Source organism: Pseudomonas sp. SWI44 (genome assembly GCF_002947915.1).
Taxonomy (GTDB): Bacteria; Pseudomonadota; Gammaproteobacteria; order Pseudomonadales; family Pseudomonadaceae; genus Aquipseudomonas; species Aquipseudomonas taiwanensis.
In genome coordinates, this window is record NZ_CP026674.1 from 4,258,358 (window position 1) to 4,273,275 (window position 14,918).

Genomic DNA, 14,918 nt, shown 5'->3' on the forward strand with positions numbered 1-14,918 from the left:
GGGGGCTTACAGTCAGAGTTGGTGCCAGGTGCTTCGACGATGGCAAGCTCAGCGTCGCGTACAGCTACGACGCCCTGGGCCGTCGCCTGCACAAACACTCGACCGCGCATCACTACGACGATCCCCGTGCGGGCAGCGGCTGGAACCAGATGCAACGCGCCAAGCGCCAGCGCGAACTGGGTTGCGGTTACACCCTGTACGGCTGGGATGGCGACAACCTCGCCTGGGAAAGCTCGCCGCCGCAGGGCGAAGGGGAGACCGGGCGGACCGTGCATTACCTGTACGAACCGGACAGCTTCGTGCCCGTCGCGCAGGCGCTGCGCAAGGCACCGATTCGCCTGTTACGGCAGCCGGACTGGCGTGGACGGGAATACGACATCGACCAGAACCCGCTGTGGCAGCACGAAGTGAAACCGCAGCCGATCGATGCGATTGCCTGGTACCAGTGCGATCACCTCGGTACGCCGATGGAGCTGACCGACCACCACGGAGAGGTGGCGTGGGCGGGGCAGTATAAGGCGTGGGGGGAAGTGCGCGAGGTGCGTTCGGAGTGGGCCAAGCAGGTTGGGATGAGCAACCCGATTCGCTTCCAGGGGCAGTACCACGATCATAAGACCGGGCTGCATTACAACCGGTATCGGTACTATGATCCGAGGATTGGGCGGTTTGTTAGTCAGGATCCTATTCGTTATACCGGAGGGCTAAACCTCTTCGCGTACACGCCGAACCCAATATTTTGGGTCGACACACGAGGCCTCACTCCAACGCCGCTTAATGAACCTGGCTATATCGTTTATGGGCTTTATAAACCAGATGACGAGATGCCTTAATATATTGGACATACTAAACAAGATCCGCTTAAGCGAGAGGCTCAGCATGCTCAGTCAGGCCGGTTAGGTAATGGAGCGTTGAAACCAGTCTCGGAAGGCCTTACTTATACACAGTCGAAGGGGCAGGAGCAGTACTATCGAGAGGTTTATGATACAAAAACCGGGTTCCCAGGGAATATCATTGAACCGATTGATAAGTCTAGGCAAGACGAGCGTGGTAGATCGCATGTCGCCGAATATGAAAGAATCAAATCAAAAAATACTTGTGAGCTTTAAGGTGTAAGATGATGAAGCTTTTAAGGAATGATGCCCAAGCCGGCGATATTTTCTACATTCCAGCGATCACCCCAGCAGGTGAGGTTGGGTTTGTATTAGCTAGGTTTATCGAACATGTTGAGCATAATGCAGGGGCTTTAATAGAGGTTTTTAAAAAATTTTATCGTGAGCCGCCGAAAACTTTGGGGCAAGTGGATATGACAGGGCGTCTTTTTAGGCCAATTTTATGCTCCATGCGATTTTCTGAGATACCTAGATGGCGAATTTTGTTTAGGGGTGAAGCCTATGATAGATTGGTTTCGAATTATAGAGATATAACGCTGGAGTATCATTCTGACTTTAGGGTTGGTGGGGTGCGACACCCTAAGCCAGTAAGTGAGCATGGGTACGCAAGTTGTAGCCCTTACGAGGCCGCCACATGCTGGCGAATGCATCATATTGTGTTCAGAGTTAACGCTCATCTGGCTGGGTATTTTGGTCCGAATGACAGTTGTCGAATGAGTGAGATTCCAGAGGATATGAGAATTGGGAACGAGGTTGCGGAGCAAAAAGTTTTAGGTTTGGCCAAAGAGGTTGATGGGTTGTTTAAGAAATGGGCAAAAAAATAGCTCATCATTTGTAGGGTGCTGATTTCAATTTGCGGTCGAGGAGCTTAGCTCCTTGGCTGCATTACAAACGTTATCGCTGCCGCGAACCGAGGGATGGTAGTTGGTTTCTCAAGATCCGATTAGTTGCCCGGGTGGCTTAAATCTCTCCGCCTAACGTAGCTGTTATGTGCTCGGCATGACCATTGACTAGGCTCTGTACGAAAAGCCTTGATACTCGGTGATGCTGCGTTGAAAACCGCCTCCGAATGCTCATTTGCAACCCGTAAACTCCGCTTCCTCGGCTGTTTTCGCCTTGCCTGACCTTCGTCTCAAGACTTTTCATGCAGACCCTAAGCCTGCTATCGGTTACACATTGAGAGATGCGGATACTGATGAAGTAATGAAGTATGGTGAAACGATACACGGAGAGCGGCGGCATACTCAGAAATATCTATCTGAAAACAACGTTTACATGCAGCGAGAGGCGGGTGGAACAAAAAGAGAAATGCACGCTTGGCAAAATCAGAAGATTATTGAATATAAGGCGGCGCACGGTGGGAAGAGACCGCCACTCAATAATAGTGATTATTAGAGGGTTTTTATGATTTTTCATTCTTCAAGTGAGCAGGATATTTTGGTTGGTCCGGGTGCGCAGGTCGCCCGGAGGAAGGTGGCGGCTGTCATGTCTGATCTACTCGAAGACGTTACTCTTGAGTGTGGGGCGGGTACATGGAGCTATATCTCAATAATGATGCCGGACGACATTGTAGATAGCTATCCTGAAGTCAGAAAATATCATAAGCAGCGAAGCGTTATTGAAGTGCGTGTGCAGCTCCCGTTTTATGATTTCAAAGATGCAGATGATGTTGGAAAGGTTGGATTTATGCTTGAGGGATTAAGTCGTTCAGTTGATCTGATGGTTGGTATAAAAAGTCTAAAAATGCCCGATTCCGACGCTGATCTTCTTAGGGGTGTCGTCGACCAGGCTAAGCATAAGCTCGGAATCGCTTAGATGTCTCAATATGGTGTCTGGCCGGCTATTTGTACAGGTCGAAGGATTAAGTCCTGATGGAGTCGGGGTTTCTAGCGCGAAACATCCAAACGCCTCAATTCACAGTGAGTGCTATTTGAGAGATGCTACTGGCCAGTACCAGATTGGCCAACCCAAACAGACTGAACAACTGCGCCGTATTCTTTTCCAGTCCACTACGACACCGAAGAGCGTTTCGAACGCGATGCCGAAGGCCGCCTGTTGGCCCACGCCGACGCGCAGGACCGCTGCACCACCTGGTCCTACGACGCGGCCGGCAAACTGGTCGAACGGGTCGACGCCAACGAGCACAACTTGCGCTACCGCTGGGACAAGCTGGGCCGCCTGATCGGGCTGGAGAACGAGAACGACAGCAAGGCCACGTTCCTGTACGACCCGGTCGGTCGCCTGCTGGAAGAAAAGGGCTTCGATGGTTTGGTCACCCGCTACCAGTACGACCCGGACAGCGGTCGACTGGCCAGCACCCAGGTCGGTCAACGCCGGATCGACATCACCTTCGATGCCGTCGGGCGTCTGGCCTCGCGCACGGCCCGCCAGGGCGACCAGCGCCAGGAAGAAACCTTTGCCTACGACGGCAACGGCAAGCTGATCCAGGCCATCAATGCCGACAGCAAGCTGCAATGGTTCCATGACGAAGCGGGCAACCTCATTTGATCCGGCTCGCCGGCAATGAAGCCGGTACAGGCATCTATACTCACCTGCCCAGCCTCCGTCCAAAGGACTGCACCCATGGCCCTCGAAAAACAAGGCACGTGCCTCTGTGGTGCCACCCGCCTCAGCGTCACGGTCGATAACACCCATATCAGCGCCTGCCACTGCAGCATGTGCCGCAAGTGGACCGGAGGTCCGCTGCTGGTGGTTCACTGCAGCCAGCCACCGACATTCGAAGGACGCTCTCCTAGCGTCTACGACTCTTCTGAGTGGGCACAGCGCGGTTTCTGTGGCCAGTGCGGCACGCACCTGTACTACCGACTCAAGGCAAACGACTTTTATGCGGTGCCGGTCGGTTTGCTCGATGGCGATGAGACCTGGGATTTCGACCTGCAGATTTTCGTCGAACAGAAACCAGCCTGGTACTGTTTCGCCAATCAGACCAAGGAGCTGACCGGCGAGCAGGCCTTCGAACAGCTCGGCTGACCCGTACCGTGCAATACTCGCGAGCTTGCCAAACCACTGCATTCCTGAGAAAAGGGCGGCTTTGATTTTTACCGTTGGAGCATGCCATGAGCAGCGAACTGCAGATCATCGACCTTGAACAAGGCGACGGCAAAGCCGTGGTCAAGGGCGCATTGATCACCACCCAATATACCGGCTGGCTGGCCGACGGCAGCGAGTTCGACTCATCGTGGTCGCGTGGCAAGCCGTTTCAGTGCGTCATCGGCACCGGCCGCGTGATCAAGGGCTGGGATCAAGGCCTGATGGGCATGCGCGTTGGCGGCAAACGCAAGTTGCAAGTGCCGGCCCATCTGGGCTACGGCGAGCGTAGCGTTGGCGCGATTCCGCCGAACTCGGACCTGACGTTCGAGATCGAGTTGCTGGAAGTGCTGACGCGGGATGATTGATACCTAGGCAATCGCGCAATTGGATTCGGATGTCTGGCAAGGAAGCGGCATGAGCCAACGAGTAACGATAATCGGCGGTGGGGTGATTGGCCTGGCGACGGCCTATGCGTTGGTGCGCGAGGGCTTGTCGGTCGACCTGATCGAAGCACGTGACAGCCTGGCCATTGCCACGAGTTTTGCCAATGGCGGGCAGCTGTCCTATCGCTATGTCGCGCCGCTGGCCGATGCGGGGGTGCCCTGGCAGGCACTGGGTTGGTTGCTTCAAGGAGACTCGCCCTTGCGCCTGCGCTTGCGACTGGACTCGGCGCAATGGCGCTGGCTGGCCGCGTTCATGCTGGCCTGTCGGCGTTCGGTGAACCGGCGCAATGCCCACGTGCTGCTGGATTTGGCCCTGCACAGCCAGGCCGCGCTGCAGCGCTGGCGTGAGGAAGACGGACTGGCGAATTTTGCCTGGCGGCGCAATGGCAAGCTGGTCGCTTTTCGTAGCGAGCGCGCTTTTACCCTTGGGCGTGATCATCTGCTGGACCCAACACGCCAGCAGGTGCTGGGGGCCACAGAACTGCGGGCGCTCGAGCCGTCACTGCTCGAAACACCTTTCATCGGGGGGGTGTATACGCCAGATGAGGAGGTCGCCGATTGTCATCGTTTTTGCCAACGACTGGCCGAGCGTCTACGTGCCTCGGGGTTGTGCCGTTTTCTACTGGGCAAGCCGGTTAGCCGCTTGATCAGGCGCAATGATAAGGTGATCGGGTTGCAACTCGGTCATGAGCAGTTGGACGTGGAGCACCTGGTTTTATGCGCGGGGTATCGCAGCCCAGGGCTGGCTTTGCCAGGGTTGAAACTGCCGATCTATCCACTGAAGGGCTACAGCCTGACCGCGCCGATTGCGCCGAGCCATCGAGCGCCACAGGTGAGCATCACCGACTATGAGCGCAAGATCGTGTATGCACGGTTGGATGAGCAACTGCGCGTCGCGGCGATGGTGGATATCGTTGGGTTCGACGAGTCCGTGGATGCGCGCAGGTTTCAGAGCATGCTTCGGATGGCCCGCAGCACGTTGCCTGGGGCGGCCGATTATGGCCAAGCGGTGGAGTGGGCGGGGATGCGTCCTGCGACACCGACCGGGGTGCCGATCATCGGTGCAACGGTTTATCGCAACCTCTGGTTGAACCTCGGGCATGGGGCCTTGGGCTTTACCTTGGCCTGCGGTAGCGGGGAGCGGCTGGCGCGGATGTTGGTTTGAAGTTACCGGCCCTATCGCCGGCAAGCCGGCGCCAATGAGATGCCAGTAGGCGCCGGCTTGCCGGCGATAGGGCCAGTACCGACAGCCGATCTGTCAGCGCCCGAGCCGCATCGGCCAACCCACCACCTTCTTCACCCGCGGCGTCGCGTAGGTCCGCACCTTGGACGTGCTCAACCCCATCCGCACCAGCGATTCGGCGATGGTCAACGCCGCGCTCACACCATCGACCACCGGCACGCCGGTGCGCTGGCGGATCTGCTCGTCGAGCCCGGCCATGCCGCCGCAACCCAGGCAGATCACCTCGGCCTTGTCCTCGCGCACGGCGCGTTCGGCCTGCTCGACGATAGCCTCCACTGCACGCTGCGGGTCGGCCTCCAGCTCAAGCACTGCCAGGCCACTGGCGCGCACCGACGCACAGCGGTCGTACAGCCCGGAAAGCTTCAAGCGGTCCTCGATCAGCGGCACGGTGCGGTCCAGGGTGGTGACCACCGAATACGCATGGCCCAGGTACATCGCGGTGCTGGCGGCGGCATCGGTGATGTCCACCACCGGCACGTTCAGCAGCTCTTGCAGGCCTTCGCGGCCATGCTCGCCGTAGCCAGCCTGGATCACCGCATCGTAGGGGCCTTCATAGGCCAGCACGCGGTCCATGACCGCAATGGCGGCCAGGTAGCTCTCGAAGTTGCCTTCCACCGATTCGGCGCCGAACCAGGGGGTCAGGCCGACGATCTCGGTGCCGGGCGCGGCCACGCTGCGAGCCTGTTCGGCGATGGCCTCGGTGATGGCTTCGGTGGTGTTGACGTTGGCGATCAGAATACGCATGGACGATCCTCCTTGATCAATGGCTGCTGTGGTCGACGGCGATGCACTCACCGCTGACATCGTGGTATTGGCCGTTGCGCGGCGCGATCAGCAGATAGAGCGCGGCCGCGATGCCGGCGCCGATCAGCCAGGAGAAGGGCGCGATGCCATGGAAGTTGGGCACCAGGGCCAAGACGATGGCCAGCAGTGCGGACGGGGTGAAGGCGGCAACGGCGCGTAGATTGATGCCCTTGCTGTAGTGGTAGGCGCCGGTCGGGTTCTCGCTGTAGAGCTCCGGCACGTTGATGCGGCCTTTGCGCAGCAGCCAGTAGTCGGCCATGATCACGCCGTACAGTGGGCCGAGCAGGGCGCCGAGGCCAGACAGGAAGTACACGATCACCAGCGGGCTGTTGTACAGGTTCCACGGCAGGATCAGCACCGCCAGCGTGGCGCTGATCAGCCCGGCGCGGCGGAAGTTCAGGTGGCGTGGGGCCAGGTTGCTGAGCACGAACGCCGGGGCGACGAAGTTGGCCATGATGTTCACCGCCACGGTGACGATCAGGAAGGCCAGGCAGCCCAGTACCAGGAACGGAGTGTTGGGGATACTGGCGACGATCTGGGTCGGGCTGTCGATGATCTGGCCATTGATCTGGAACTGCGCGCCACACAGCACCACGGTGATGGCGGCGAACACCAGGATGTTCACCGGCAGGCCCCAGAAGTTGCCCACGCGGATGGTCTTGCGGCACGGCGAAGAGCGAGCGAAGTCGCAGAAGTTCAGCACCAGGGTGCCATAGATCGCCAGCCACAGCGCACCGCCTGCGAAAATGTTGCGCCACATCTCGTAGCCGGACAGCGGTTCGGCCACCGACCAGGCGATGCGAGCGTCGGCCTTGAAGTACATGAACACGGCCAGGGCCGCGACCGTCAGCAGGATCACCGGGCCGGCGAAAGCCTCATAGCGGCGAACCATCTCCATGCCGTAGGCGAGGATCACCAGTTGCACCAGCCAGATCGCCACGAAGCATACCCAGCCCAGGCTCGACAGCCCCAGGATGCTGTCGTGGTCGTAGGCCGCCAAGTGCGGCCAGACGGCCGTCAGCAGCACACGCAGGACCACCGATGCGAGATAGGTCTGGATGCCGAACCAGGCGATGGCAATGACCGCGCGGATCAGTGCCGGAATCTGCGCGCCATGGATGCCGAAGGCGATACGGCTGATGACCGGGAAAGGCACGCCGGTTTTCTGTCCCATGTAGCCGGACAGGTTCATGAAGAAGTACACCAGCGCCGCACCGATCGCCAGCGACAGGAGGATTTGCCAGCCACCCAGGCCCAGGGCGAACAAACCCATGGCAAAGGAATAATTGGCGATGTTGTGCACATCATTTGTCCACAACGCGAAGATACTGTACCCGCCCCAGCGCCGACCCTCGGCTCGCGTCGGAGCCAAGTCGCGATTGTGCAGGCGTGGGCTGAGTTCGATTGCCGGCGCACCACCGGCAACAGGGGAGGGAGGGTTGGCGCTGGCAACGGATAGTTCAGGGGCAAGGTCGAGGCTGGTACTCATTCCGGCAGGCTCCTGATGCGCGTGGACTGCGATGAGCGGGCATGCGCACGGGCTCGCCATCTCGTCGGTGCAGCGTTGGCATCACTGGGTTCTGGGCGCGACAGACGGGTTTGGACCGGCGTCGCGGGTTATTGTGTATTTATGTTTTGCATCGTTTGTATACAAAGCACAGGCACACAAAAGCGAGTTCCGTGCCAGGCAAAAGTCAACGCCAGGAATGATGCTTAATAGAAGTAACGAAACTGAGCCGTAACTTGATGAAAATAAAGATTTATAAGTTGACCAGTTGAACAGTTTTAATTTTTTTCAGCACTAGTTAGTTGATCGAGTGGTCAAATTCAGGGGTTGGTGTTGTGTAACGTATTGGGGCGTTACTTAATAAATTGCACACAAAAATGGCACCTATGGTTACATTATTGTGTACAAAAAATAGTCAGGTTTTGCGGTGGCCTTTTCGCCGGCAGCCGGCTCCTGCAGGTTCGCCGTCGTCCGCCGAGGGCCGGCTGGCGGGCGATGAGGATGCTCATTCCATGGGTGGCAGCCGCCGTTTCACCGGACTTTTCTTGATGATCGCGGTGTTGGTCTCAGCCAGCACATTGATACGGTCGAGCACAGTGTCGAGCTGCTCCATCGAGCGCACATGCAGCCGGGCGATGAAGCAGTCTTCACCGGTGACCTTGTCGCACTCGGTGAACTCGGGAATGGCGATGATCTGGCGCTCCACCTCTTGCAGCTGCCCCGGCAACGGGCGGATGCGTACGATGGCCTGTAACTGGTAACCGAAGCAGCGCGGGTCGACGTCCACGGTGTAGCCACGCAACACACCGCGCTCTTCGAGGCGGCGCAGGCGTTCGCTGACGCTGGGGGCCGATAGGCCGCTGAGCTGCGCCAGCGCCTTGAGCGAGCGGCGGGAGTCCTCCATCAAGGCGTTGATCAAGCATTGGTCGATGGCGTCGGTCATTTTTGCCTCGTAAGGTTTTCTTGAGATCTTGCCTTGATAGTAAAGGCGTTCTCATAGATTTGCCTTGGATAACCGCTGGAAGGTCATCGTTCGCCCTCTGCATACTGTCGCCATCGTCAACCGGAGGTGTGAGATGGACAGTTCACTACGCCGCGGCTCATTGGAAATGGTCGCCGCCATGCTGATTTCGGGAACCATTGGCTGGTTCGTGCTGGTGTCCGGGCAACCGGTGCTGGAGGTGGTGTTCTGGCGCTGTGTGTTCGGCACCGGCACGTTACTGGTGATTTGCGCGGCGTTCGGTTTTCTCAGGCCGGGAGTCATCAGCCGTACTGCCGTTGTGTTGGCGATTGCCAGTGGGGTGTCCATCGTTGGCAACTGGGTGTTGCTGTTCGCGTCCTATTCGCGAGCTTCCATCGCCATCGGCACAGCGGTGTACAACGTGCAGCCCTTCATGCTGGTGGGGCTGGCGGCACTGTTCCTAGGTGAGAAAATCACCTTGCCCAAGGTGACTTGGCTCAGTGTGGCGTTCCTGGGCATGTTGGCTATCGTCAGTGCCCACGGTGCGGGGCAGGCCAGCGGTGATCAGTACCTGCTCGGGATTGCCCTGGCTTTGGGCGCAGCGTTGCTCTATGCCATTGCTGCGTTGATCATCAAACGCCTGAGCGGCACGCCGCCCCACCTGATTGCGTTGATCCAGGTGGCCACTGGGGTACTGCTGCTGGCGCCCTGGGTGGGGATGGGTGGGTTGCCTGGCGAGCCTTCGGCGTTGGGTAGCCTGGTGACCTTGGGCATCGTTCACACCGGGCTGATGTACGTGCTGCTGTACAGCGCGATCCAGCGTCTGCCCACGGCATTGACTGGGGCGTTGTCGTTCATCTACCCGATTGCAGCGATCCTGGTTGACTGGGTGGCCTTCGGGCACCGGCTGGCGCCGTTGCAATGGTTGGGTGTGGCGTTGATTCTGCTGGCGGCGGCGGGGATGCAGCAGGGGTGGTGGTTCCGTTCGGCGCAGGTCGCGGTAAAAGAATGAGGTGCGTTGCCGACCGTTTCGCGGGTACGTAGCGGTCCTGTGGCAGCGGGTTTACCCGCGAAGCGGTCGGCAGCGGTAGAATGGCTCCTTTTATTCGCTTGCGACCCGCCATGACTTCGCCGATCCACACCCTCGAACAGCATCTGCTCAGCGCCCTTGACCCAGCCCCCCAGGAAACCCGTCGCCTGTTCCATGGCCGTGGTCGGTGCTGGCCGGGCCTGGAGCAGATCACGGTCGACTGGTTGCAAGGCGTGCTCTCGGTTGCACTGTTCCGCGAGCCGCCTGAAGGTCAGCTCGCGGAACTGCAAGCCATGCTGCAAGCGCTTGCCGAACGCCCACAGTGGACAGGCCAGGCCATTCTCATTCAGCACCGTTATCTGCCGGACAGCCCTGGCCAGTGGCTGGTGGGCGAACCTTGCCAACAGCGCGAAGTGATCGAGGACGGTTTGACCTACCTGCTCGACCTCGGTGTGCGGCAGAACAACGGACTGTTTCTGGACATGCGCTACGGCCGGCGCTGGGTGCGCGAACAGGCCGCCGGCAAGCGGGTGCTGAACCTGTTTGCCTATACCTGTGGTTTCTCCGTGGCGGCCATTGCCGGCGGGGCCCAGCAGGTGGTGAATCTGGACATGGCCAAGTCCGCTTTGTCCCGCGGCCGCGACAACCACCGGCTCAATGGCCACGATGCTTCACGGGTGGCATACCTGGGGCATGAGTTGTTCAAGTCGTGGGGCAAGGTGCGCAAGTACGGGCCGTATGACCTGATCATCATCGATCCGCCTACCTTCCAGCGTGGGAGTTTCGTACTGACCCAGGATTACGCGAAGATCCTGCGGCGTTTGCCTGAGATGTTGAGCGAGGGCGGCACTGTGCTCGCCTGTGTCAACGACCCGGGCATTGGGCCGGAGTTTCTCATTCAAGGGATGGCCGAACAGGCGCCGAGGCTGCAGTTCGTGGAGCGGCTGGACAACCCGCCGGAGTTTCCGGATGCGGACCCGGCGGGTGGGCTGAAGGCACTGGTGTTCCGTCAGGGATGACGGTGTCAGGGCCTGCAATCGGTTATTGGCCAGTGTAGATCTGGTCGAACACGCCACCATCGTTGAAGTGGGTCTTCTGGACTGTGCGCCAGTCACCGAAGGTCTTCTCCACCGAGAGGAAGTCGACTTTCGGGAAGCGGTCGGTGTACTTGGCCAGTACCGTGGCGTCACGCGGGCGCAGGTAGTTCTGCGCGGCGATTTCCTGGGCCGCTGGCGACCACAGGTACTTCAGGTACTCCTCGGCCACGGCTTGGGTGCCTTTCTTGGCCACTACCTTGTCCACCACGCTGACTGGTGGTTCGGCTTCGGCCGACACACTTGGGTAAACCACTTCGAACTGGTCGCGGCCAAATTCGCGGGCGATCATCTCCGCCTCATTCTCGAAAGTCACCAGCACATCGCCGATCTGGTTGGTCATGAAGGTGGTAGTCGCGGCGCGGCCACCGGTGTCGAGCACCGGTGCCTGCTTGAACAGCTTGCCGACGAAATCGCGGGCCTTGGTTTCGTCACCCCCCTGCTTGAGCACGTAGCCCCAGGCCGAGAGGTAGGTGTAGCGGCCGTTACCCGAGGTCTTGGGGTTGGGCACGATCACCTGCACGCCGTCCTTGAGCAGGTCGGGCCAGTCTTTCAGTGCCTTGGGGTTGCCCTTGCGCACGATGAACACGGTAGCCGAAGTGAACGGCGCGCTGTTGTTCGGCAGGCGGGTCACCCAGTTGTCCGGCACCAGCTTGCCGTTGTCGGCCAGGGCGTTGATGTCGGTGGCCATGTTCATGGTGATGACATCGGCCGGCAGGCCATCGATCACCGCACGTGCCTGCTTGCTGGAACCGCCGAAGGACATCTGCACGTTGACCTTCTCTTTGTGCTCGGCTTCCCAGTGCTTCTGGAAGGCCGGGTTGTAGTCCTTGTAGAAGTCGCGCATCACGTCGTAGGACACGTTGAGCAGGGTGGGGGCGGCCTGGGCGAGGTTGCCCAAGGCCAGGCCTGCGGCGAGCAGCGAGGCGGTGAAGAGTCTTTTCACGTTGCTTCCTTGTTCTTGAAGATTATCGGGGCAGATTGCCAGCGACTATAACGGGTGGGTTTGTAGGGGTTAAAGAACAAAAACGACTTTGGTTATGCTTTTGCCAGTGCCGGCCTCTTCGTGGGTAAACCCGCTCCTACAGGGGCCGCGCGCAGTTTGGGCCTGTGGTGATCCTGTGGGAGCGGGTTTACCCGCGAAAGTGTCGGTCCAGGCAACCTCATTGTTTGGGAAACAGCACATTCCCACACCGGGAACAGAACGCCGCGCCATGCTCATGGCTCTTCTTGCTGCAGGTCGGGCAATCGTGCTGCAGTTGCTCCCCGCGCATGGCATTGGCCAGTTCGGCGGTAAAGATCCCGGTTGGCACGGCGATGATCGAGTAACCAATGATCATCACCAGGGACGACACCACTTGCCCCAGCGGCGTCTTCGGCACGATGTCGCCAAAGCCCACCGTGGTCAGGGTAACGATGGCCCAGTAAATGCCTTTGGGAATGCTGGTAAAGCCATGCTCGGGTCCTTCGATCACGTACATCAAGGTGCCGAACACCGTGACCAGGGTCGACACGCTGACCAGGAACACGATGATCTTCTGCTTGCTGCCCCGCAACGCCTCGATCAGGTAATGGGCCTGCTTGAGGTAGGGGCTAAGCTTGAGCACCCGGAAGATCCGCAGCATCCGGATCACCCGAATGATCAGCAGGTATTGGGCATCGCTGTAGTACAGCGCGATGATCCCCGGCACGATCGCCAGTAGGTCGACCAGGCCATAGAAGCTGAAGGCATAGCGCAAGGGTTTGGGCGAGCAGTACAGGCGGGTGAGGTACTCGGCCAGGAAGATCGCGGTAAAGCCCCACTCGATGCCGGCCAGCAGGCCGGCGTAGCCCTGATGCACCTCGTCGATGCTGTCAAGGATGACGGTGACCAGGCTGGCCAGGATGATCAGCAGGAGGATCTTGTCGAAGCGCCGGCCGGCTACGGTGTCGGTCTGGAAGACCATGATGTAGAGGCGTTCGCGCAGGGATTGCGGGGTGAACATGGCTTAAATTCCGAGGGCGAAGCAGTAAGCCTAGAGGGTCTTTGGTGAAGGGTGCAACGAGTGAACTGGTAAAACTGCTAGTTACCTGGAGAGTTCAGGTCAGAGCAAGATTGGGAATCTCGAAAATAAAGCTGAGCGAACGGCTATGACAGCAATGGCGATACAGACAGCTTCGTATACCGCTTATGGGCATTTGTGGGCAATGTCTGGTGCTTCGCTGGGGTTCAATGGCGAGCTGAGAGACCGGGTATTGCACGGCTATGCATTGGGCAATGGGTATCGCTTTTATATCCCTACGCTTATGCGCTTTTGCAGCGAGGATGCGTTGAGCCCGTTTGGAGAGGGCGGGCTAAATGCCTATTGCTACTGCGAGGGCGATCCGATTAATCGCTCTGACCCGTCAGGTCGGGCTGGCACTGGGCTCAAGGGTGAGTTTATTCGCCTGAACATACCGCAGGCGTTCAGATCTCTGGTTAAGACATATTTTAAAAGCAACCCATCTAAGACCTCCTATCACCTTGGTCTTGGTGAGGCAGGTTACTTGATTAAGAAGTCGCCAACTGGGCAATTAACAGCAGCTCGAATTCTTGGCTTGGGTGCCACCCATGAGCGATGGATGCAATCTCAAACTCTTAATCGAGCCCTACAAAGTGAAAACAGTGGGCTGATTGAGAGTAATAAGGCCCTTGTGCTCAAGGTCAACGCGTTGGAACAGTACCTGCGTCGTAACAAGCCTGAGCCTCCACCGCCTCCAAGACTTCCGCCGCCTCCGTCGCGAAGGCCTCCACCGCTTCCGCCAAGAAAAGTTGATCTGGCGCTCAATCCAGCTCATATCCGGCAGCCGTCAGAACGAGTGTCTGGACTGCCAGAAGACAGTCAGTTCGGCAGTTGATGTGCGGTGTTTTTCTGCTTTCTGTGATCTCGGTATTCAGCCACATGCATTAGCCAGCAGGCCACCACAAACGGCGCGGTCAGGCCGGGCACCGGTAGCAGCTTGAACAGCGCTTGCAGCAACAGGGCCAGGGCGATGGCCAGCAGCGTTACCCACGGCTTTTCACCTTGCCTGCTGAAGGCCAGTGCCGCCAGCGCGGCGTTGAAACCGTACAGGCCCAGCCACGCGGCTTGCGCTTGGTCGGCGAGCAGTGCAACGCCGCCGCCGATGGCCGAGCCGAGCACCGCCCACATTGCGGCATAAGGGTTGGCGATGAACATGCCGACGATGATCAGCAAGCCAGCCAGCGGCTGGTCGAGCAGGAAGATCTGGCCCACACCGCGCGCCAACGCGTACAGCGGGTCGGCCTCGACGAAGCCGCTGGGTGAGGGGCTGGCGATCAGCAGTGTGGCCCAGCCCAGCAGCACGAAGGGTGCAGTGTAGGCGACCAGCAGCTTGCCGCCGCGCTTGCGCCACTGGTGGGTGATGATGCTGGACAGGCCGCCGGCGGCGATGATCAGTGGCGGCAGGATGGCTGACCAGGGCAGCACGGCGGTGATCAGGATGCCGATCAACACGCCGTTGTAGCAGTACAGCCCGGCCTGGCGGTCGGCACGGTCGTAGCCGCGGGCTTGCGCGGCGAGCAGCCCGGCCAGGGCGCCGAGCAGGGCACCACCGACCAGGTTCGGGGCGGTCAGCAGTATGGCCAGCAGGCAGCACAGGCCGCACAGGGGGTTGCGCAGCAGCAGCACCTGGCTGAAGCCGTTGAGCAGCGCCGTGGCCCAGTCAGGGCACGGGTTGACGAAATTTTTGGTGTACATCGGGGCAGTCAGTGAGGTTGATGGGAGGGCGGTGGGCCTCTTTTGGGCCTCGGTTTTCCGCATGTCTTTTGTATTTGTGTATGGGGAGGGCTTTGCCCTCCATCGCAGGCTTCGCCAGCTCCTACAGGGGTATCGCGAAAATCCTGTAGGAGCCGGCG

14 protein-coding genes and 2 pseudogenes are annotated in these 14,918 nt (G+C 59.2%); 10 read left to right on the plus strand and 6 right to left on the minus strand.

What is annotated here, in order from left to right; genetic code table 11:
- Nucleotides 1–32: 32 nt before the first annotated feature.
- From C4Q26_RS20090 to C4Q26_RS20120, 7 genes and pseudogenes are all read left to right on the plus strand, one after another.
- Nucleotides 33–761, plus strand: a pseudogene (locus C4Q26_RS20090) (RHS repeat-associated core domain-containing protein); the annotation flags it as partial.
- 353 nt (nt 762–1,114) lie between these two features.
- The gene (locus C4Q26_RS27915) at nt 1,115–1,714 is read left to right on the plus strand and encodes a hypothetical protein (protein WP_158664902.1); all 600 of its coding nucleotides are present in this window, start codon (nt 1,115–1,117) and stop codon (nt 1,712–1,714) included.
- 580 nt (nt 1,715–2,294) lie between these two features.
- Nucleotides 2,295–2,705: a hypothetical protein gene (locus tag C4Q26_RS20100; RefSeq protein WP_104883427.1), complete on the plus strand. Its 411-nt coding sequence runs from the start codon at nt 2,295–2,297 to the stop codon at nt 2,703–2,705.
- 201 nt (nt 2,706–2,906) lie between these two features.
- Nucleotides 2,907–3,392: pseudogene (locus tag C4Q26_RS20105) on the plus strand (RHS repeat protein); the annotation flags it as partial.
- 81 nt (nt 3,393–3,473) lie between these two features.
- Nucleotides 3,474–3,881 carry a GFA family protein gene (locus C4Q26_RS20110; RefSeq protein WP_104883428.1) on the plus strand — a complete coding sequence of 136 codons (408 nt, stop codon included), beginning with the start codon at nt 3,474–3,476 and terminating at the stop codon, nt 3,879–3,881.
- A gap of 86 nt (nt 3,882–3,967) precedes the next feature.
- Nucleotides 3,968–4,306: an FKBP-type peptidyl-prolyl cis-trans isomerase gene (locus C4Q26_RS20115; protein WP_023381473.1), complete on the plus strand. Its 339-nt coding sequence runs from the start codon at nt 3,968–3,970 to the stop codon at nt 4,304–4,306.
- Between the two features lie 49 nt (nt 4,307–4,355).
- A complete protein-coding gene (locus C4Q26_RS20120; RefSeq protein ID WP_104883429.1) occupies nt 4,356–5,549 on the plus strand; it encodes a D-amino acid dehydrogenase in 1,194 nt (397 codons plus the stop codon).
- Nucleotides 5,550–5,642: 93 nt separating this feature from the next.
- On the opposite strand, the gene C4Q26_RS20125 is transcribed toward C4Q26_RS20120, so the two are convergent.
- The 3 genes from C4Q26_RS20125 to C4Q26_RS20135 form a co-directional block, all read right to left on the minus strand.
- Nucleotides 5,643–6,371, minus strand: a complete 729-nt coding sequence (locus tag C4Q26_RS20125) for an aspartate/glutamate racemase family protein (protein ID WP_023381471.1) — start codon at nt 6,369–6,371, stop codon at nt 5,643–5,645.
- Nucleotides 6,372–6,387: 16 nt separating this feature from the next.
- Nucleotides 6,388–7,920, minus strand: coding sequence for an NCS1 family nucleobase:cation symporter-1 (locus C4Q26_RS20130; RefSeq protein WP_023381470.1), 1,533 nt, complete (start codon nt 7,918–7,920; stop codon nt 6,388–6,390).
- A gap of 523 nt (nt 7,921–8,443) precedes the next feature.
- Nucleotides 8,444–8,881, minus strand: coding sequence for an Lrp/AsnC family transcriptional regulator (locus C4Q26_RS20135; protein ID WP_023381469.1), 438 nt, complete (start codon nt 8,879–8,881; stop codon nt 8,444–8,446).
- Between the two features lie 133 nt (nt 8,882–9,014).
- Here C4Q26_RS20135 and C4Q26_RS20140 point away from each other — a divergent pair, with 133 nt between their 5' ends.
- Both C4Q26_RS20140 and C4Q26_RS20145 read left to right on the plus strand, forming a co-directional pair.
- Nucleotides 9,015–9,911: a DMT family transporter gene (locus tag C4Q26_RS20140; RefSeq protein ID WP_023381468.1), complete on the plus strand. Its 897-nt coding sequence runs from the start codon at nt 9,015–9,017 to the stop codon at nt 9,909–9,911.
- A gap of 110 nt (nt 9,912–10,021) precedes the next feature.
- Nucleotides 10,022–10,948 carry a class I SAM-dependent methyltransferase gene (locus C4Q26_RS20145; RefSeq protein WP_104881429.1) on the plus strand — a complete coding sequence of 309 codons (927 nt, stop codon included), beginning with the start codon at nt 10,022–10,024 and terminating at the stop codon, nt 10,946–10,948.
- A 22-nt stretch (nt 10,949–10,970) separates the two neighbouring features.
- Here C4Q26_RS20145 and C4Q26_RS20150 read toward each other — a convergent pair whose 3' ends face one another.
- Together C4Q26_RS20150 and C4Q26_RS20155 are read right to left on the minus strand one after the other, a co-directional pair.
- Nucleotides 10,971–11,969 carry a sulfate ABC transporter substrate-binding protein gene (locus C4Q26_RS20150; RefSeq protein ID WP_023381466.1) on the minus strand — a complete coding sequence of 333 codons (999 nt, stop codon included), beginning with the start codon at nt 11,967–11,969 and terminating at the stop codon, nt 10,971–10,973.
- 217 nt (nt 11,970–12,186) lie between these two features.
- Nucleotides 12,187–13,008: an ion transporter gene (locus C4Q26_RS20155; protein WP_023381465.1), complete on the minus strand. Its 822-nt coding sequence runs from the start codon at nt 13,006–13,008 to the stop codon at nt 12,187–12,189.
- A 145-nt stretch (nt 13,009–13,153) separates the two neighbouring features.
- Between C4Q26_RS20155 and C4Q26_RS28885 the strand changes: the two genes are divergently transcribed.
- Entirely contained in the window at nt 13,154–13,900 is a 747-nt protein-coding gene (locus C4Q26_RS28885) for an RHS repeat-associated core domain-containing protein (RefSeq protein ID WP_081669699.1), read from the plus strand.
- On the opposite strand, the gene C4Q26_RS20165 is transcribed toward C4Q26_RS28885, so the two are convergent.
- Complete coding sequence (locus tag C4Q26_RS20165) at nt 13,885–14,760, minus strand: urea transporter (protein WP_104883430.1); 876 nt, start codon at nt 14,758–14,760, stop codon at nt 13,885–13,887. The genes C4Q26_RS28885 and C4Q26_RS20165 overlap by 16 nt on opposite strands.
- Nucleotides 14,761–14,918: the final 158 nt, after the last annotated feature.